The organism is Psychromarinibacter sp. S121 (genome assembly GCF_049801035.1).
Lineage (GTDB): Bacteria > Pseudomonadota > Alphaproteobacteria > Rhodobacterales > Rhodobacteraceae > Psychromarinibacter.
Map to the genome: position 1 here is coordinate 786,042 of NZ_JBNAGE010000003.1, position 18,106 is coordinate 804,147.

Consider the following 18,106-nt stretch of genomic DNA (forward strand, 5'->3'; position numbering starts at 1 on the left):
GTATGGCGATGGATATTCACTGGGACGATCTGCGCGTCTTTCTTGCGGTGGCACGGTCGGAAAGCCTGAGCGGGGCAGGGCGGCAGCTTCGCATCGACCCCGCCACGGTGGGACGGCGGATGCAGCGACTGGAGGAAGGCGTGGGCGCGCCGCTGTTCGCGAAGTCGCCGCAGGGCTATGCGCTGACCGTAGACGGACAGCGGCTGTTGGACCACGCCGAGCGGGCCGAGCAGGCGGTGACCGGCGCGGTGGAAGAGATCGGCGGGCAGGCCGGGCAACTGACGGGGCAGGTTCGGATCGGCGCGCCGGACGGCTGCGCCAATTTCCTGCTGCCGCAGGTGTGCGCAGAGCTTTCGCGAAACAATCCCCTGTTGGATGTGCAGATTGTTGCGCTTCCGCGTGTCGTGAACCTGTCAAAACGCGAGGCGGATATGGCGATCACCGTCAGCGCGCCGGCCACTGGTCGGCTGACGGTGCAGAAGATCACTGACTACCGGCTGCATCTTGCCGCCTCGTCCGAGTATCTGGGGGACTGTCCGCCGCTTGGGCAACTGCGCGATCTGCAGGCGCATCGGGTGATCGGATATATCCCGGACATGATCTACGACAAAGAGCTCGACTACCTTGCCGAGGCCGGGATCGACCGGGTCGCAATGGCTTCGAATTCCGTTGTGGTGCAGCTTCACATGATCCGGCAGGGCGGGGGAATCGGCATCGTGCACGATTTCGCGCTGCCCTTCGCACCGGGTCTGCGGAAGGTGCTGACCGGCAGTTTCGGGCTGACGCGCAGCTTCTACCTGATCCGCCATCCCGACGACCGCCGCGTCGAACGGCTGAACCGCGTGGCAGAGGCGGTGGTGGCCGGACTGCGCGCAGAGGTCGCGCGGCTGGAGGACAGTGCAGCTTGACAGGTGCCGCCCGGTTCGTGACGCTGGGGAAGAGCAGTCCAGAGTAGCCTTGCGTTCGGGAGGAGCCGTTCATGCTGGTGCACCAGATCCTTCAATCCAAACACTCTTCAGAGGTGTTCACTATCCCGCCCGAGACACCTGTCTCGAAAGCGGCCGAGACGATGTCGCAGATGAAGATCGGCGCCTTGGTGGTGTCGTCCGATGGCGAGGTGCCGCTTGGCATCCTGTCCGAGCGCGACATCGTGCGGGAACTGGGGAAGCGCGGCACGGCCTGTCTGGACGACAAGACAGAGCAGATGATGACCAGCAAACTGGTAACCTGCACCGGCGCGGAAACCACTGACGGTGTCCTTGCCAAGATGACCGACGGACGCTTCCGCCATATGCCAGTGATGGACGGCGAGAAGATGATCGGGCTGATCTCGATCGGCGACGTGGTCAAGGCGCGCCTGTCCGAACTGTCGATGGAGAAGGAAGCGCTGGAAGGCATGATCATGGGGCACTAGGCGTCCCATCGGTTTCGTTACATGTCCGGCGCCTGCGCGCGCCCTCTTGCAAAACCGCGCGCAATATTGTTGCGTGCGCGCGGATCAAGGGGGGAACCTGAATGCGCATCGGTTTGTACGCCGGAACCTTCGACCCGCTCACGCTGGGGCATATCGACATCATCCAGCGCGCGGCCAAATTGGTCGACCGGCTGGTGATCGGCGTGGCGATCAACCGCGACAAGGGCCCGCTGTTCTCGCTGGATGAACGGGTGGCGATGATCGAGCGCGAGGCCGAGGTGCTGCGCGCGAATGGCTCGGATATCGTGGTCCACCCGTTCGAGAACCTGCTGATCGACTGCGCCGGGGACGTGGGTGCGTCGGTCATCATCCGGGGTCTCAGGGCAGTTTCGGATTTCGAGTACGAATACCAGATGGTCGGCATGAACCGGGCGCTGGATGACAGTGTCGAGACGATGTTCCTGATGGCAGAAGCCAGATATCAGGCCATCGCATCGAAGCTGGTGAAGGAAATCGCGCGCCTCGATGGCGATGTATCCAAGTTTGTGACCCCGGCTGTGCGCGACGCGCTATACGCTCGGCTCAATAGCGCAACGCGCTGATCCGGAAGGAAAATAACGCAAGGCGCGAATCCGGCTGCCAATAAATTTTCTGACAACACGCTAACATGTCAGTTGAAATGGCCCGATAGAGACCTCTATACCGACCAGACGCGGCGCCGAATCTGCCGTGCCAGGAGGAACTCATGTCCAAGATCGGAATCTCGGTGGCGATGCTGTCGCCGTTCGACGATGCAGGTGCGCTTGACGCCGGCAAGCTTGCGGCGCATGCCGTGAAGCTGCTGAAGGCCGGCGTGCACGGTGTCACGCTGTACGGCACCACGGGGGAGGGTCCCTCGATCAACGCCCAGGAACGTGCGCAGGGCCTGACCGCCGTGCTGGACGCCGGCGTTCCCGCCGATGTCGTCACGCTGGGCATCTATGCCAACTCGGTCGCCGACGGCGTCGCGCAGATCAAGCAGGGCTATTCTGCCGGCATCCGCAATTTCCTTGTGCCGCCGCCGTTCTACTTCCCGCAGACCTCGGACGACGGGCTGTTCGCGTGGTTCTCGGAACTGATCGAAGCGACCGATGCGGACGCGAACATCATCCTGTACCACATCCCGCAGGTCACCAACGTGCCGCTGTCCGCCGCCTTGGTGGGCCGCCTGCTGAAAGCCTATCCCACCCGCATCCGCGCGGTGAAGGACAGCTCGGCCAACTGGCCGACGACCGAGGGCTTCCTTGCCGTCGAGGGCCTTCCGGTTCTGGTGGGCGACGAGCGTCTGCTGCACCGCGCCGTGGCGCTGGGCGGCGTCGGTTCGATCTGCGGTTGCTCGAACCTGTACCCGGAACGCATGGTCCGCATCTTCGAGACCGCCGAGGAAGACGCCGACCTGAACCGGATCATCACCGCGATCGTGTCGCTTCCGGTGATGCCCGCGCTGAAGGCGCTGATGGCCAAGGAAACCGGCGACCCCGCCTGGGGCCGGCTGCGCGCGCCGCTGGAGCCCTTGACCGCAGAGCAGGCGGACGGACTGCTGAAGGCCGTCGCAGCGGAGCCGGTCGATGGCTAACGCCGAGCCGCATCTTCGGGACCACGCCTATACCAGCTTCACGCGGAAGCTTCTGGACCGGGACATCGAACCCGGCCAGATCGTTTCGCAGCGGGAACTGGTGGCGCTGACCGGGATGCCGCTTGGCGCGATCCGCGAGATGATCCCGCGGCTGGAGGCGGACGGTCTGATCGAGACCGTCCCCAAGCGCGGCCTGAAGGTTCTGAGCATCGACCTGAACCTGATCCGCAACGCGTTCCAGCTGCGCCGGATCATCGAACGCGAAGCCTTCGAACGCTTCTGCGAAGAAGGCAGCGACGACGAGATCGAGAAGATGGTCGAAGACCACCGCTCGATCCGCGAAGAGGCGCTGAAGGGCGTCGACGCCGAGCTTCTGGCGCGGGCGCAGCACATGGACTGGGCCTTTCACGACCACGTCATCGACGCGCTGGGCAACGAATTGATCTCGAACGTCCACCGCGTAAACGCAATAAAGATACGGCTGATCCGGAATGCCGACACCCGGATGCTGCCCGAGCTGGTGGTTTCGGTGCTCGATGAGCATCTGGCCGTCATCTATGCCCTGCAGGCCCGGAACCGGGCCCGCACGGTGTCGGCAATCCATGCGCATATCGACAGCGCGAAACGGCGGGCATTAAGCCTTTAGACGCTTGAGCCCGCAGGAAGAAGCGGACCGGGGCTTGCACCGGCCGCACAAGGGAGAAGAGGAGGAGAACCCATGTCCCTTAAGATCACTCGCCGCGCGTTCGCCGCGCTTACCGCCGTTGCCCTGGCCATGCCGGCCGTCGCACAGGACAAAGTCACCCTGCGCCTGTCGACCCCGGCATCGGAAACCGACCAGCGCTCGATCTCGCTGGCCGAGGTCTTCGGCCCGGCCGTGTCCGAGTTCGCGGACTACCAGCCGCACTACAACGCCTCGCTGATCGCGCAGGGCTCTGAACTGGAAGCCATCGCCACCGGCGACCTCGAAATGTCCATCGCTTCGGCGCAGGAGCTGGCGACGTTCTTCCCCGAGTTCTCGATCTTCGCGACCGGCTATGTCCACCAGTCCGCCGACCACCAGGTTGCGGTGTTCAACGACGAACTGATGGAGCCGTTCAAGCAGAAGGTCGAGGATGAGCTGGGCGTCAAGCTGCTGGCCGTCATGTATCTTGGCAAGCGCCACGTGAACCTGCGCCAGACCAAGGATGAGCTGACCGTCATGACCCCCGAGGATCTGGCCGGTGTGAACCTGCGGATGCCGGGCACCGACGCGTGGCAGTTCCTGGGCGCGGCACTGGGTGCGAACCCGACGCCGATGGCCTTCACCGAGGTCTACACCGCCCTGCAGACCGGCTCGGTCGACGGGCAGGACAACCCGCTGCCGACCGTGGTCGACTCGAAGTTCTACGAAGTGACGAACCAGATCGCCCTGACCGCGCACCTCGTGGACCTGAACTACATCGCCTTCTCCAAGGCGGTCTGGGACGAGATGACCCCCGAGCAGCAGGAAGCCGTCGAGGCCGCCGCCGTGGCCGCGGCCGACGCCGCCCGTGAAGTGCAGCTTCAGAAGGAAGCCGACCTCGTGTCCTTCCTCGAGGAGCAGGGGCTTGAGATCTACGAACCCGATCTCGAAGCCTTCCGCACCCACGTGCAGGAACAGTACGTCGGCAGCCAGTACGCCGAGTCCTGGCCGGAAGGCGTGCTGGAGAAGATCAACGCCCTCGGCGAGTGATCTGGTGAATTGCGGGGTGCAAGCGCTTGATGCCATTGGTGATAGCGCTAAAACCTGAACGGGATCACCCCGCAGCCTATCCCTGCCAGACGGAGCGGGGGCGCGACGCCGCCCCCGCTTTCCCGCCCTGAAAAAAGGGAAGGGACAACCCTGACCGCTTCCGCTATGAGGCCACCACTCTGGCCCGGGCGAGCCGCGGCCAGACAGCCGAGAGAGACCTGCACGATGCGCCAGACCCTGCACATCCTGCGCCGCCTGGCGGACGGCATTGCCGGCCTGATGATGGCGGCGATGTTCGCGACCTTCATCCTTCAGATCGTCATCCGCTATTCCGCGCGGCTGTCGTGGGTGCCAGAGACCTTTCCGTTTCTCGCGCCGTCCAACTATGGCTGGACGCTGGAATTCTGCCTGTTGATGTGGGTCATGCTGATCTTCTTCGGCAACGCCTTCGTGGTGCGCGACCGCGACCACGTGACCTTTGACATCATCTACAACACCGTGCGCCCGAACGTGCGCCGCGCCTTCGCCATCATCGGCGGGCTGGCGGTCTGCGTGGCGCTGGTGCTGTCGATCGAACCCACTTGGGACCGCTTCGCCATCCTGCGCCTGAAACGCACCGCGACCCTGTCGCAGCTGTTTGGCGACTGGATCCGCATGCGCCACATCTACGCCGTCTACATCCTGTTCCTCGTCGCCGTTTCGGTGCGCTACGCCTGGTATGTGTATCGGGCGTTCCGCAAGGCGCCCGAGGTCGAAACGCACCTGCCGGAGGGACAGGAATAATGACCCTCGAATTCCTTCTTTGCCTCGGCGCGCTGTTCTTCCTTGCAGGCATCGGGATTCCGATCGCCTATGCGATCCTCGTGTCCTCGATCGTCTACCTGTTCGCCGCCGGAGAGAGCATTGGCGTGGCAGGCAAGGTGCTGATGGACGGGCTGTATCAAAGCTTCATCCTGCTGGCCGTGCCGCTGTTCATCGTCGCCGCAGGCATCATGAACGCGGGCACGATCAGCGACCGACTTCTGCGCTTCTGTATCGCGCTGGTGGGCCGGTTCCGGGGCGGCATGGGCCACGTGAACGTGGTGGCCTCGCTGATCTTCTCGGGTATGTCTGGCTCGGCCGTGGCGGATGCCGCGGGCATCGGCAAGATCATCATCGAGATGATGACCAAGACCGGCCACTACACGCGGGGCTATGCCGCCGCGATCACGGCGGCCTCGGCCACCATCGGCCCGATCATCCCGCCCTCGATCCCGATGGTGCTGTACGCGCTCGTGTCCAACACCTCGATCGGCTACCTCTTCCTTGGCGGCATCTTCCCGGGCCTTCTGATGGGCGTCGTGCTGATGGCGGTGAACTGGTGGATCTCGTGGCGGCGTGACTTCGCGCTGGACGAACCGGTGCCGCTGGCCGAATTGCCGCGTCTGACGGTGCGGGCCTTCCCGGCGCTGCTGATGCCGGCGATCCTGCTGTACGGCATCTATGGCGGCGTCACCACGCCGACCGAGGCGGCAGCGGTCGCGGCCTTTTATGCGCTGGTGCTGGCGGGCGTCTTCTACCGTTCGCTCAGCTTCAAGGCGCTGGGGCAGATCCTGATCGAGTCCGCGCGGTCCTCTGCCGCCATCGGTCTGGTGATCGGCGGGGCGCTGATCTTGAACTACATCGTGGCGTCCGAGAACATCCCCAGCATGCTGGCCGAGCACATGGTCGGTCTGGACGTTCACCCGCTGGTGTTCCTGCTGGGGGTGAACGTGCTGTTGCTGCTGCTGGGCTGTCTGCTGGACGCGACCACGATCATCCTTGTGATCATCCCGCTGTTCCTGCCGGCCTGTCGCGAACTGGGGATCGACCTTGTCCACTTCGGTGTGGTGGCGGTGGTGAACTGCATGATCGGCCTGATCACGCCGCCCTACGGCGTGCTGCTGTTCGTCATCAACGCGGTGACGCGCATTCCGCTGACCGAAATCATCCGCGAGATCTGGCTGTTCCTCTTCGTGCTGCTTGCGGCGCTGGCGGCGATGATCCTGTTCCCCGGGATCGTGCTGTGGCTGCCGCGGATGTTCGGCTACGCGGGGTAGAGCGCAGGCATCCTTGCGAATGGAAAGGCCCGTCCCTTATGGGGGCGGGCCTTCTTCGTTGCGGCGCTTCGGCTTACTTCGCGGCGGCGATCTCTGCTGATTTGGCGCGGCTTTCGGCGGACGGCTCAAGGATCGCCCAGTCCCAGCCAAACGGGTCCGTCAGGCGGCCATAGGTGTCGCCCCAGAACTGCTTCGCGAAGGGCATCGACACCTCGCAGCCGGCGGCAACCGCGCGGTCCCACCACGCCTGACCGTCGTCCACGACAAGCTGCATCGTGCAGGCCGGACCGCTCATCGACGGCTTCGGACCCATCTCGGGCATGTAGTCGTTCATCATCAGGATGCCGTCGTTGATCCTGACCATGACGTTCATTACCTGACCCTTGTCGTCCACCGCGGGCTCGCCCACGACTTCGGCGCCAAAGGCCCTTTCGTAGAACGCGACCGCGTCCATCGCCTTGTCGAGTACAAGGTAGGGCATCGGCCCACGCATCAATTCTTCCATGGAAAGTGTGGTCATATCGGATTTCCCCGCATGATTCCGCGGCATTCCGCCACGGAAAGAAGGTTAATGGCATTCGCGAGGGGGAGCGTGGTTGAAGATATGGTTGATGTCAACGTATGGTGCGCGAATGAGAGAAGACCTGCCATACACCGCCACCCTAGAGGTGCGGGACCGCTGTCTGTGCCTGCACGTCCAGCGCGCGGCGCGGGCATTGGCGCGCCGTTTTGACGAGGCGCTGCGGCCCTTCGGCCTGACCAACGGCCAGTTCTCGTTGCTGATGTCCTTGAACCGGCCCGAGCCGCCGCGGATCTCGGATCTCGTCGACCTGCTGGCGATGGACCGCACCACGCTGACGGCGGCGCTGAAGCCGCTGACACGGCGCGGACTGGTGGTGATGAAGCCGGACGAGAAGGACGCCCGCAGCCGGCGCCTGTTGCTAAGCGCCGAGGGCGAGGCGGTGCTGGCGCAGGCGCTGCCGGTCTGGCGCGCCACGCACGAGGACGTCGACGCCATGCTGGCGTCGCCTGACAAGGTGGAACACCTGCGGCAGGATCTGAACGCCATAAGCCGCACGGGCGCGGATGGCGCCTGACGTGCGGCTTGCAACGTACCGTATTTCTGGAAGGTCCTGATCCATCCGTCCGCTTTGCGGCCCGGGGGATCAGAGGGTACGGGCCCTGAGGCGGACCCGTTACCAATGCTCGGTCGTCATCCGAAGTGCCGGGGTTCTCCCGCCACCTGGCAATCTATTAGCCGTAGACGGCTTCGCGAGCGATGCGGCGGGCGTCTTCCGGGAAGATGCCGAGGTCCAGAGCCACGTCGCGCGGCAGGGATTCGATTTCGGCCACGGTGCGGTTGTAGAGCTTGCGCTTTTCGCGGGCGGCGCGGAAGTTGTCGAGGAAGGTCATTTCCGTCTCCAAGGTTTCGTGTTTTCGATGACCCCTATTTGGACCCGGTGTTAGCGCCGCACAATCCGGCGTTTGTGCAGTTTCGCTATGCATTTTCTGCAACGCAGCAAAAGCCGCTAAAATTCGACTAATCGTCTGTTAACAAAGAAAAAGGGCGCCGGAGGTGATCCGGCGCCCCTGAAACAGCTATGCGCTGACGCTGCGTCAGATGAGTTTGCCCATCGCAACGGCGGTGTCGCTCATGCGGTTCGAGAAGCCCCACTCGTTGTCGTACCACGTCAGGATGCGGCACATCGTACCTTCCATGACCTTGGTCTGATCGGTGTGGAACACCGAGGAATGCGGGTCGTGGTTGAAGTCGGTCGAGACGAGCGGCTCGTCGGTGTAGCCCAGAATGCCCTTCAGCGGGCCGTCGGCGGCGGCACGGATCTTGTCGTTGATCTCTTCCACCGAAGTCTCGCGCGCGGCTTCAAAGGTCAGGTCGACGACCGAAACGTTCGGCGTCGGCACGCGGATGGCGACACCGTCCAGCTTGCCGTTCAGTTCCGGCAGCACCAGGCCCACGGCCTTGGCGGCGCCGGTCGAGGTCGGGATCATCGACAGCGCGGCGGCACGGGCGCGGTAAAGGTCCTTGTGCATCGTGTCCAGCGTCGGCTGGTCGCCGGTGTAGCTGTGGATCGTGGTCATGAAACCCTTCACGATGCCGATCTCGTCGTTCAGCACCTTGGCCACCGGCGACAGGCAGTTGGTGGTGCAGGACGCGTTCGACACGATGATGTCGTCCGAGGTCAGCTGGTCGTGGTTCACGCCGAACACGATGGTCTTGTCGGCGTTGGTGCCGGGGGCGGAGATCAGCACGCGCTTTGCGCCGGTCTCGAGGTGGGGCTGGCACTTCTCTTTCGAGGTGAAGATGCCGGTGCACTCCATGATGATGTCCACGTCGCCCCACGGCAGTTCAGCCGGGTTGCGGATCGCGGTCACCTTGATCGGGCCGCGGCCCACGTCGATGGAGTCCTCGCTGGTGGTCACGGTGGCCGGGAACCGGCCATGCACGCTGTCATAGCGAAGAAGGTGCGCGTTGGTCTCGACCGGGCCGAGATCGTTGATCGCCACGACCTCGATATCGGTACGGCCCGACTCGATGATGGCGCGCAGCACGTTGCGCCCGATACGACCAAATCCGTTGATTGCAACTTTCACGGCCATTCTGGGATCTCCTTCCGGTTTCCGTGGACACGCGGCTTGCCGACAGGGCGGCGAGCGTCAACGGTTTTGAATGGCTTTTTGCGCCAAAGGTCAACCGGGGCGGGGAAACTGTTAGCGCCAGAAGGCGAGCCATTCGATGAATTCCAGCCCCTTGCGGCCCAGAAACACCGTCATCGCCCAGTCCATCTGCCATCCGTCATAGGCGAAGAAGGCGACGAGAAGCAGGGCAAGGATAATGGCGATGGTATTGGTCAACTGTCGCCGCTCCTCCGGCGGGTCGTCACGGGCACTGTCGCGGTGATAGGGCGGAACCACCGGCGAAGTCCATCACGCAGCGGGCAGGTTGCGAAGAAGCGTGTGCCAAGCGCCGCAGGTGAAACGAAAACGGCCCGCCAGGGGGCGGGCCGTTCGCAGCGTTGGACTGGGGTGCTTACAGCAGGCCCTTCACGGTCGCCACGGTGTTGTCCGGGGTGATGCCGAACTTTTCGAACAATTCACCCGCCGGGGCAGACGCGCCAAAGGACGACATGCCGACGAAACCGGCCTTCGCCTCGCGCCCGCGCTCGCCCAGCAGCCACTTGTCCCAGCCAAGACGGACACCCGCCTCGATGGCGACACGGACCGGACCGGCAGGCAGGACGCGCTTGCGATAGCTTTCGTCCTGCTGCGAGAACAGCTCCCACGACGGCATGGACACCACGCGGGTGCCGATCCCCTCGGCTTGCAGCTTCTCGCGCGCGGCCAGAGCGACCGACACTTCCGAGCCGGTGGCCAGCAGGATCGCCTGACGCTTGCCCTCGGCTTCCGCAAGGACATAGGCGCCCTGTTCGGTGAGGTTCTTCGTCTTGTGCTCGACACGGACGGTCGGCAGGCCTTGGCGGGTCAGAACCAGCGTGGTCGGGCCGTCGTGGCGGTTCATCGCGATTTCCCACGCCTCGGCGGTCTCGATGATGTCGGCGGGGCGCAGCACCAGCATGTTCGGCGTCGCGCGCAGCATGGCGAGGTGCTCGACGGGCTGGTGCGTCGGGCCGTCTTCGCCAAGACCGATCGAGTCATGGGTCATCACGTAGGTCACGCCGATCTGCGACAGGGCCGACAGGCGCATCGCGGGGCGGGCATAGTCGGTGAAGCAGAAGAACGTGCCGCCATAGGGCTTCACGCCGCCATGCAGCGCCATGCCGTTCATCGCGGCGGCCATGCCGTGTTCACGAATGCCGTAGTGGATGTAACGGCCCTTGCGGTTGTCGGGGCCGAACAGGCCCAGATCCGGCGTGTCGGTGTTGTTGGACCCCGTCAGGTCCGCCGAGCCGCCGATGGTCTCGGGCAGGATCGGGTTGATGACGGCCAGAACCTTCTGCGACGCGGCGCGGGTGGCAAGCTTGGGCTGCTCTTCCGACATGTCCTTCTTGAACTTGCGGATGGCCGAGGCGAGTTTCTTCGGCGTCTCGCCGGACAACTCGCGGTTGAACTGTGCCTGCTTGCCGTCAGACAGCTCGGCAAAGCGGTCCTTCCAAGCGGCGTGCTCGGACTGGCCGCGCGACCCGATGGCTTCCCAAGCGGATTTCACGTCCGCCGGAATCTCGAACGGGCCGTGATCCCAGCCGTAGGCGGCCTTGGTGTCGGCGATCAACTGCGCGTCGGTCAGCGCGCCGTGGCCCTTGGCGGTGTCCTGCGCGGACGAGCCAAGCGCGATATGCGTCTTGCAGGCGATCAGCGACGGTTTGGACGACTTCTTCGCAGCCTCGATGGCGGCGTCGATCGCCTCGGGGTCGTGGCCGTCGATTTCCTGCACGTGCCAGCCGGACGCCTTGAAGCGGGCGGGCTGGTCGGTGATGTCGGCCAGGTCGACCTTGCCGTCGATGGTGATCGAGTTGTCGTCGAACAGCACGATCAGCTTGCCCAGCTTGTTGCGGCCGGCCAGACCGATGGCTTCCTGGCTGATGCCTTCCATCAGGCAGCCGTCACCGGCGAAGACATAGGTGAAGTGGTCGACGATCTTCTTGCCGTAGCGGGCGCGCTGCACTTCCTCGGCGATGGCGAAGCCCACCGAGTTCGAGATGCCCTGACCCAGCGGGCCGGTGGTCACTTCGATGCCCACGGCCTCGGTGTTTTCCGGGTGGCCGGCGGTCTTGGCGCCCATCTGGCGGAAGTTCTTGATCTCGTCCAGCGTGATCTCGGGCGACCCGGTCAGGTACAGCAGCGCATACAGCAGCATCGAGCCGTGGCCGTTCGACACGATGAACCGGTCGCGGTCGGGCCAGCCGGGGGCGGCGGCGTCGAACTTCAGGTGCTTTTCGAACAGCACCGTCGCGATATCGGCCATGCCCATCGGCATGCCGGAGTGGCCGGAATTGGCGGCGGCGACGGCATCCATGGCCAGCGCGCGGATGGCGCAGGCCTTTTTCCAGTGCTCGGCGTGGTTGGCCTTGAGATCCGAGATTTCCATGAAGGCGCTTCCTTCTGCGTCAGAACGGTTGCGCGCGTGATACCAGCGTCGCGCGCAAGTGCAAGCGACCGCGAAAATGCTCTTGCGTCCGCGGTTCAAGCGCGCCTTGTAAACCCTTGGCGGGAAAAGGGGGGCAGCATTTCGGGAAACGCGCCGCTAGAATTGCGTCAAGACGTGGCGGCGCTTGATTCGGGAGGGGGCGGCGCAGGGACCGCGCGGACGAAGGACGAGGACAGGAACAGTCGATGTCAGAGATCACCGAATTGCAGCGCCGCCTGAGCGAGGCGCTGGAGCGGATCGGCGCCGGTGTCGAGGGTCTGTCGACGCCCCGGACAGGGCCGGAGGTGGACCCCGACGAGCACACGCGCGTGACCGAGGCGCTGGCCGCCGAGAAGGAAGTGAGCGCGCAGCTTGAAGAGCGTGTGAAGTCGCTGAAGGACAAGGTCGACCGCCGCGAGCGCGAACTGCAGGGCGAAGTCGACCGCCTGAAGCAGGAACTTGCCGATTACGAGATACAGGCGCAGCGGATGCGGCGCACCAACACGCAGCTGCGCCAGTCGATCCAGGCGCTGCGCGAGGCGGCGGAAGACGGCGTGACCGAGCCGCACCTGATCAACCAGGCGATGATGTCGGAACTCGAGGGCCTGCGCGTGGCGCGCGATGGCGACCGGGCCGAGATGGACGCCATCCTTGGCGAGCTGAAGCCGCTGCTCGAGGAGAGAAACGATGCCTGAAGTCACGATCCGGATCGGCGGCCGCGATTACGCCGTCGCCTGCCAGGAGGGCGAAGAGCAGTACCTGAACGCCGCCGCCCAGATGCTGGACACCGAGGCGCAGGTGCTGGCCGGTCAGTCCGGCCGCCTGCCGGAATCGCGGGTGCTGTTGATGGCGGGGCTGATGCTGGCGGACAAGGCTGCCGGGATGGAAGAGCAGCTTAAGGCCGCGGAAGCACGCGTGAAGGCGGCAGAGGCCGAGGTGCAGAAGCTGCGCGACGCCCCGGCGCCCACCGCGCCCGAACCGATGCGGATCGAGGTGCCGGTGATGCCCGAAGGGCTGGCCGATGAACTCGACACGCTTGCGACCCGCGCCGAGTACATCGCCGCGACGATCGAACAGAAAATGGCGGGCTGAACCGGGCGACCGGTTTGCCGATCAGGGCAGGGCGCGCAGGTTTCGCGCCGCGCCCTGGCCGTGGATGCCATGTTGAACGGCGGTCCGGTTCTTCAGCAGACCCGTAGATTTCCGCTTAGCCGTTTGCCAAGGCTCACGAACTCTTCGATATCCTGTGGTCGATGCAGCGGTCGGCCCAGCCGCAGTCGCATACCGAACGCGCCCCGCATCACGACCGGCTGCGGCGTGATCCGCCCGTGTTGCGCAAGACCCAGTTCCGGCGCGCGGCGGATACTGTCCAGCGCGCCTTCCGCGCCGGGCGTCGCCAGCAGGTGACCGGGCCCGTCCTGTTCGTCGACGCTGCGCAGCAGGTGGCGGTCGCGCCCAAGGCTGCCGGCCAGCCGCTCTAGAAGCGTGCGGCCCGTGTCTTCGGCCCCTTCGGTCCACGAGTCGTCCGCCGCCGCGTTGTCATCCGGCAGCGCCGGGCCAAGGACGGCCAGCCCGACAGGGATCAGCGGCCGTGGATCGACGAATTCAGCACAGGGCCCGCCACGCGGCCAGACCGGACGCCCGGCGCCCGCGGCCCGATAGCCCGCGCGCACGCCGTGCCGGGGCGCGGGCCGATCCTGCAACGTAAGGCGCCACCCCTCGACAGGATGGTGGAATTCGTGGCGGCAACTGTGCCGTTCGTCTGGCGGGTGAAAGGCGTAGGTCCAGCCGTGATCTTCAGCGAACCGATGGTATCCCCTTCGATCCTCCAGCCGGCGGGCGCCGATGAGGACAAGAAGCAGAAGCGCCGTCGCAACCGCCGAGAGGACAAGAAACGTTCCGATGATGAGCGAGCCAATCGTCATAACACCACCTTGGGGCGAGCCCGTTAACATTAACGCTCGTCTACTGCACAGGTGTTAACGTAACGTAAAACGGGCCCCGAGAGGAGGCCCGTTCACGCCAATGCGTCAAGGTTTGACGAATAGTGTGTTTCCAAAGACGCAACCTTAGGTTGCACCCGGGTACCGGTTCAGGCGTTCGCAGCCCGGATTTTCTCGGCCGCATCCTTGTCGTAAGTGACGCCGTTGTCGTCGAAAAGCTTGTCCAGCTCGCCCGACAGGGTCATCTCGGTGATGATGTCACAGCCACCGACGAACTCGCCTTTGACGTACAGTTGCGGGATCGTCGGCCAGTCGGAATAGTCCTTGATGCCCTGGCGGATCTCGTCATCGGTCAGCACGTTCACGTCGGCATATTCGACGCCCATGAAGTTCAGCACGCCAGCCACGCGGCTGGAAAAACCGCACTGGGGCATGGTCTTGGTGCCTTTCATGAACAGCACGACGTCGTTGCTGGTCACGGTGTCCTTGATCTGGGTCTCGGCGCTCATCGCGGTTTCCTCTCGTCTTTTCTGGTCCTGTAGCGCGCCGCTCCGTAGGTCGGGCGGGGCTTGTAGGTGTCTTCCGTCTTCTCGTCGGTCCCCCGGATGTCGGGCGCGTCGCCGTCAGTCCACTCGGGGCCGGTCTTGTCTGTCTTGGGCCGGTGCGCGCGCCGCAGGGCGGACGACCCGGGATTGCGAAGCCTCTGACCGATCGCATAGAAGGCGATCGCGGCGATGACGATCAAAAGCCATGGCTCCATCGCCGCCTCCCGACCGGGCCGCCGTCAGTCAGCCGGCGCTTTGGTGGTCAGCGCCAGCGCGTGCAACTCGCCGTTCGCACCGTCCATCTTGCCCTTCAGCGCGGCATAGACGGCCCGCTGCTGCTGGACACGGTTCATGCCGCGAAAGCTCTCGTCGATCACCTCGGCGGCATAGTGGTTCCCGTCACCGGCCATGTCGGTGATGGTGATCTGCGCCGCGGGGAATGCCTCGCGGATCAGGTCCTCGATTTCCTGTGCCTGCATCGCCATTGGGTCGTCTCCGGTCTTCCTGATGTCAGATGTATTCGTCGTGCATCAAAGCCGCAAGGGCTCAGACATGGTGGGCGAGGCTGCGCAGGAAGCCCTGAACCTCGCGGGGAAGCGCCCCTCCGGCGATGGATTCCGCCGCTTCGGGCGTCATCTCGTCCGGGCACAGCGCTTCCATCAGCTCGAGATGGCGCTCTTCCTCGTCCTCGTCCAGCGGCAGCAGGCGGGCGGTGTCCAGCAGCCCGACAAGCTGGTGGATCAGGCGCAGGTGGCGGAAGGTTTCCAGCATCGGGGCCAGCAGCGGCAACTCGTCCTGCCAGCTTTTCCCACCGTGGACCGCGACCGTGCGCTGGCCCGCGCCCTCGCAGTCGTAGACGGCACAGCCGCGAAAGCCTTCGCCTTCGAGGTTGTCGTAGATCGTGCAGGTGTGGCGGTCGAGGTTGGGGCAGGGCAGGCCCGCCGGTTTGTCGATGGCGAAGTCGTCGCCCTCGTCAAAGGCGAGACCCACGCAGCACAGCGCGGCGCAGGCGTCGCAATCGGCGGTGAGGTCGGGAAGCTCGGTCATCCGCAGGCCCGCCCGTGCGCCGTCCGGCCGAAGGCAATGCCCCGCCCGGACGAAGTGGTTGCGCCAAAGACTGGCCGGACGCAGCGCATCGCCTAGGCCAGCACGTCCGCGAAGGCGCCGCGGTAGATCGCCGACAGTTCTTCCAGCGGGGCGGCGGTGCCGCCAAAGCTGACATCGGCGCCGGTGAAGCGGCCCACGGTGGCGATGGGCACCCCGGCCTGACCGGCAGCGACCATCAGCGCCTCGGCCTGATCGAAGTTGCAGGCGACGAGATAGCGCGCCTGATCCTCGCCGAACAATTCCGCGGTGTCGGAGGTGTCCAGCGTGACGCCGACGCCCGCAGCCTCGGCCATTTCGAACGCGGCCAGCGCAAGGCCGCCGTCCGACAGGTCGGTACAGGCCTTGATGAAGGCGCGGTTGTCGCGAATGAAGTCGCCGTTCCGCTTCTCGGCGTCGAGGTCGACATGCGGAGCGTCGCCGTCCTCGCGGTTAAACACTTCGGCCAGAAGCGCCGATTGGCCAAGGTGGCCGGTCGTCTCGCCGATCACAAGCGCCACGTGACCTTCGCGCGCTTCGCCCGCGATCAGGTGGTCGTCATCCGCGATCAGCCCGACCGCGCCGATGGTGGGGGTGGGCAGAATGCCGGTGCCGTCGGTCTCGTTGTAAAGAGACACGTTGCCCGACACGATGGGCGTGCCAAGCGCCGCGCAGGCGGCGCCGATGCCTTTGATGGCGCCGACGAACTGGCCCATGATCTCGGGCTTCTCGGGGTTGCCGAAGTTCAGGTTGTCGGTGGTGGCCAGCGGCGTCGCGCCGACGGCGGTCAGGTTGCGATAGGCTTCCGCCACCGCCTGCTTGCCGCCTTCCTCGGGGTTGGCGCGGACATAGCGGGGCGTCACGTCCGAGGTGAAGGCCAGCATCTTCGGCGTGCCATGCACCCGCACGATTCCGGCGCCCAGACCCGGAGCGCGGACCGTGTCGGCCATCACCTGACTGTCGTATTGTTCATAGACCCACTGCTTCGCCGCGTAGTTCGGGCTGGAAATCAGCGCCTTCAGCCCGTCGATGGGGTCGATGCCGGGAACATCGGCCAGCGGTTCGGCCGGCTCGGTCGCGTTCCACGGGCGGTCATATTCCGGCGCGGTCGAGGACAGCTTCGACAGCGGCAGGTCGGCCTTCGTCTCGTTGCCATGGACGATCAGGAACCTGTCCTCGGCAATGGTCTCGCCCACGATGGCAAAGTCGAGGTCCCATTTCTCGAAGATCGAACGGGCGATGTCTTCCTTCTCGGGGTTCAGCACCATGAGCATCCGCTCCTGGCTTTCCGAGAGCATCATCTCGTACGCGGTCATGCCGGTTTCGCGCTGGGGCACCGCATCGAGCGTCAGCTTGACGCCCAGACCGCCCTTGTCGCCCATTTCGACCGCCGAACACGTCAGGCCTGCCGCGCCCATATCCTGAATCGAGATCACGGCGCCGGTGGTCATCAGTTCAAGGCAGGCTTCCAGCAGGCGCTTTTCCGTGAAGGGGTCGCCGACCTGAACGGTGGGGCGCTTTTCCTCGATGGTATCGTCGAACTCGGCGGAGGCCATGGTCGCGCCGCCGACGCCGTCGCGGCCGGTCTTGGCGCCAAGATAGACGACGGGCATGCCGACGCCCGAGGCGGCGGAATAGAAGATCTTGTCGGCATCGGCGAGCCCCGCCGCGAAGGCGTTGACCAGACAGTTGCCGTTATAGGCGGGGTGGAACCGAACCTCGCCGCCGATGGTCGGCACGCCGAAGGCGTTGCCATAGCCGCCGATCCCTTCGACCACGCCATGTACAAGCTGCCTGGTCTTGGGGTGGTCGGTCTGGCCGAAGGACAGCGAGTTCATCGCCGCGATCGGACGCGCGCCCATGGTGAACACGTCGCGCAGGATGCCGCCCACACCGGTCGCCGCGCCCTGATAGGGTTCGATGTACGAAGGGTGGTTGTGGCTTTCCATCTTGAACACCACCGCCTGACCGTCGCCGATGTCGACGACACCGGCGTTTTCGCCCGGGCCGCAGATGACCTGCGGGCCGTCGGTGGGCAGGGTGCGCAGCCATTTCTTGGACGACTTGTAGGAACAGTGTTCGTTCCACATCGCCGAGAAGATGCCGAGTTCGGTGAATGTCGGCTCGCGGCCGATGATTTCTAGAATGCGGTCGTATTCGTCCGGCTTCAGCCCGTGGGCTGCGATCAGATCATCGGTAATCTGCGGTTCCTGCATGGTCGTCCCCCGGCTCTGGCCCCGTGCGGACCGTCGGGCGGTCCGTTGCGGGGGCTTTTAGGGCAGGGCGGCAGGAAACGAAAGATGCGGCAGCACGGCAGGGCGCAGGAAGGCGCCACACCGCGCCGGTGCATCAGTTCAGCCGGGTGGACGAGGGCGGCAGGTAGCCTGCGGATGCGACCGTCTTGATGGCAAGCGCCGCGCCGGCGACATCGGCAAGGCCCGAGGTCGGTTCGGATTGCAGCATGGCGTCCGCGGTCGCGCTGGGCAGCAGGCTTGCGGGTTCCACCGCGTTGCCAACGGTTGCACCGCCTTCCAGCGCGGCGGCAGCGCCAGCGACAAGGCATGCGAACAGCACAGGGTGGACCAACAGTTTTCCGTTCATGTGAGAACC

The 18,106-nt window shown here is 65.0% G+C and carries 23 protein-coding genes; 11 read left to right on the plus strand and 12 right to left on the minus strand.

Annotated features, from left to right (window positions below):
- The first annotated feature begins 8 nt into the window (after positions 1-8).
- The 8 genes from ACP156_RS17555 to ACP156_RS17590 all read left to right on the plus strand — a co-directional run bounded on the left by ACP156_RS17555 (position 9) and on the right by ACP156_RS17590 (position 6,821).
- The gene (locus ACP156_RS17555; protein WP_425052857.1) at positions 9-908 is read left to right on the plus strand and encodes a LysR family transcriptional regulator; all 900 of its coding nucleotides are present in this window, start codon (positions 9-11) and stop codon (positions 906-908) included.
- A gap of 71 nt (positions 909-979) precedes the next feature.
- On the plus strand, positions 980-1,414 hold the full coding sequence (locus ACP156_RS17560) for a CBS domain-containing protein (protein WP_425052654.1): 435 nt from the start codon (positions 980-982) through the stop codon (positions 1,412-1,414).
- Positions 1,415-1,515: 101 nt separating this feature from the next.
- Entirely contained in the window at positions 1,516-2,016 is a 501-nt protein-coding gene (coaD, locus tag ACP156_RS17565; protein ID WP_425052655.1) for a pantetheine-phosphate adenylyltransferase, read from the plus strand.
- A gap of 143 nt (positions 2,017-2,159) precedes the next feature.
- A complete protein-coding gene (locus ACP156_RS17570; RefSeq protein ID WP_425052656.1) occupies positions 2,160-3,029 on the plus strand; it encodes a dihydrodipicolinate synthase family protein in 870 nt (289 codons plus the stop codon).
- Complete coding sequence (locus ACP156_RS17575) at positions 3,022-3,675, plus strand: GntR family transcriptional regulator (RefSeq protein ID WP_425052657.1); 654 nt, start codon at positions 3,022-3,024, stop codon at positions 3,673-3,675. The genes ACP156_RS17570 and ACP156_RS17575 overlap by 8 nt, the downstream gene beginning before the upstream one ends.
- Before the next feature lie 72 nt (positions 3,676-3,747).
- Entirely contained in the window at positions 3,748-4,743 is a 996-nt protein-coding gene (dctP, locus tag ACP156_RS17580; protein ID WP_425052658.1) for a TRAP transporter substrate-binding protein DctP, read from the plus strand.
- Between the two features lie 225 nt (positions 4,744-4,968).
- Positions 4,969-5,526 carry a TRAP transporter small permease gene (locus tag ACP156_RS17585; RefSeq protein WP_425052659.1) on the plus strand — a complete coding sequence of 186 codons (558 nt, stop codon included), beginning with the start codon at positions 4,969-4,971 and terminating at the stop codon, positions 5,524-5,526.
- A complete protein-coding gene (locus ACP156_RS17590) occupies positions 5,526-6,821 on the plus strand; it encodes a TRAP transporter large permease (protein ID WP_425052660.1) in 1,296 nt (431 codons plus the stop codon). Before ACP156_RS17585 ends, ACP156_RS17590 begins: the two co-directional genes overlap by 1 nt.
- 73 nt (positions 6,822-6,894) lie before the next feature.
- Here ACP156_RS17590 and ACP156_RS17595 read toward each other — a convergent pair whose 3' ends face one another.
- On the minus strand, positions 6,895-7,341 hold the full coding sequence (locus tag ACP156_RS17595) for a VOC family protein (RefSeq protein ID WP_425052661.1): 447 nt from the start codon (positions 7,339-7,341) through the stop codon (positions 6,895-6,897).
- A 112-nt stretch (positions 7,342-7,453) separates the two neighbouring features.
- Between ACP156_RS17595 and ACP156_RS17600 the strand changes: the two genes are divergently transcribed.
- Positions 7,454-7,918: a MarR family winged helix-turn-helix transcriptional regulator gene (locus ACP156_RS17600; RefSeq protein ID WP_425052662.1), complete on the plus strand. Its 465-nt coding sequence runs from the start codon at positions 7,454-7,456 to the stop codon at positions 7,916-7,918.
- A gap of 157 nt (positions 7,919-8,075) precedes the next feature.
- Here the strand turns inward: ACP156_RS17600 and ACP156_RS17605 are convergent, their stop codons facing one another.
- The 4 genes from ACP156_RS17605 to tkt all read right to left on the minus strand — a co-directional run bounded on the left by ACP156_RS17605 (position 8,076) and on the right by tkt (position 11,886).
- On the minus strand, positions 8,076-8,234 hold the full coding sequence (locus ACP156_RS17605; protein WP_425052663.1) for a hypothetical protein: 159 nt from the start codon (positions 8,232-8,234) through the stop codon (positions 8,076-8,078).
- 204 nt (positions 8,235-8,438) lie between these two features.
- On the minus strand, positions 8,439-9,440 hold the full coding sequence (gap, locus tag ACP156_RS17610) for a type I glyceraldehyde-3-phosphate dehydrogenase (RefSeq protein WP_425052664.1): 1,002 nt from the start codon (positions 9,438-9,440) through the stop codon (positions 8,439-8,441).
- 111 nt (positions 9,441-9,551) lie between these two features.
- A complete protein-coding gene (locus ACP156_RS17615) occupies positions 9,552-9,695 on the minus strand; it encodes a hypothetical protein (RefSeq protein WP_425052665.1) in 144 nt (47 codons plus the stop codon).
- 175 nt (positions 9,696-9,870) lie between these two features.
- A complete protein-coding gene (tkt, locus tag ACP156_RS17620) occupies positions 9,871-11,886 on the minus strand; it encodes a transketolase (RefSeq protein ID WP_425052666.1) in 2,016 nt (671 codons plus the stop codon).
- Positions 11,887-12,131: 245 nt separating this feature from the next.
- Here tkt and ACP156_RS17625 point away from each other — a divergent pair, with 245 nt between their 5' ends.
- Together ACP156_RS17625 and ACP156_RS17630 are read left to right on the plus strand one after the other, a co-directional pair.
- Positions 12,132-12,620, plus strand: a complete 489-nt coding sequence (locus tag ACP156_RS17625) for a hypothetical protein (protein WP_425052667.1) — start codon at positions 12,132-12,134, stop codon at positions 12,618-12,620.
- Positions 12,613-13,017, plus strand: coding sequence for a cell division protein ZapA (locus ACP156_RS17630; protein WP_425052668.1), 405 nt, complete (start codon positions 12,613-12,615; stop codon positions 13,015-13,017). The genes ACP156_RS17625 and ACP156_RS17630 overlap by 8 nt, the downstream gene beginning before the upstream one ends.
- A gap of 92 nt (positions 13,018-13,109) precedes the next feature.
- Here the strand turns inward: ACP156_RS17630 and ACP156_RS17635 are convergent, their stop codons facing one another.
- The 7 genes from ACP156_RS17635 to ACP156_RS17665 form a co-directional block, all read right to left on the minus strand.
- On the minus strand, positions 13,110-13,850 hold the full coding sequence (locus tag ACP156_RS17635; RefSeq protein ID WP_425052669.1) for a hypothetical protein: 741 nt from the start codon (positions 13,848-13,850) through the stop codon (positions 13,110-13,112).
- Between the two features lie 167 nt (positions 13,851-14,017).
- A complete protein-coding gene (gene grxD / locus ACP156_RS17640) occupies positions 14,018-14,377 on the minus strand; it encodes a Grx4 family monothiol glutaredoxin (RefSeq protein WP_425052670.1) in 360 nt (119 codons plus the stop codon).
- Positions 14,374-14,613: a hypothetical protein gene (locus tag ACP156_RS17645; RefSeq protein ID WP_425052671.1), complete on the minus strand. Its 240-nt coding sequence runs from the start codon at positions 14,611-14,613 to the stop codon at positions 14,374-14,376. Before ACP156_RS17645 ends, grxD begins: the two co-directional genes overlap by 4 nt.
- 39 nt (positions 14,614-14,652) lie before the next feature.
- Positions 14,653-14,898: a BolA/IbaG family iron-sulfur metabolism protein gene (locus tag ACP156_RS17650; RefSeq protein ID WP_425052672.1), complete on the minus strand. Its 246-nt coding sequence runs from the start codon at positions 14,896-14,898 to the stop codon at positions 14,653-14,655.
- A 61-nt stretch (positions 14,899-14,959) separates the two neighbouring features.
- Positions 14,960-15,460, minus strand: a complete 501-nt coding sequence (locus ACP156_RS17655; RefSeq protein ID WP_425052673.1) for a hypothetical protein — start codon at positions 15,458-15,460, stop codon at positions 14,960-14,962.
- 92 nt (positions 15,461-15,552) lie between these two features.
- Positions 15,553-17,712, minus strand: a complete 2,160-nt coding sequence (gene purL, locus ACP156_RS17660; RefSeq protein ID WP_425052674.1) for a phosphoribosylformylglycinamidine synthase subunit PurL — start codon at positions 17,710-17,712, stop codon at positions 15,553-15,555.
- 133 nt (positions 17,713-17,845) lie between these two features.
- A complete protein-coding gene (locus ACP156_RS17665; RefSeq protein WP_425052675.1) occupies positions 17,846-18,097 on the minus strand; it encodes a hypothetical protein in 252 nt (83 codons plus the stop codon).
- Positions 18,098-18,106 lie beyond the last annotated feature (9 nt).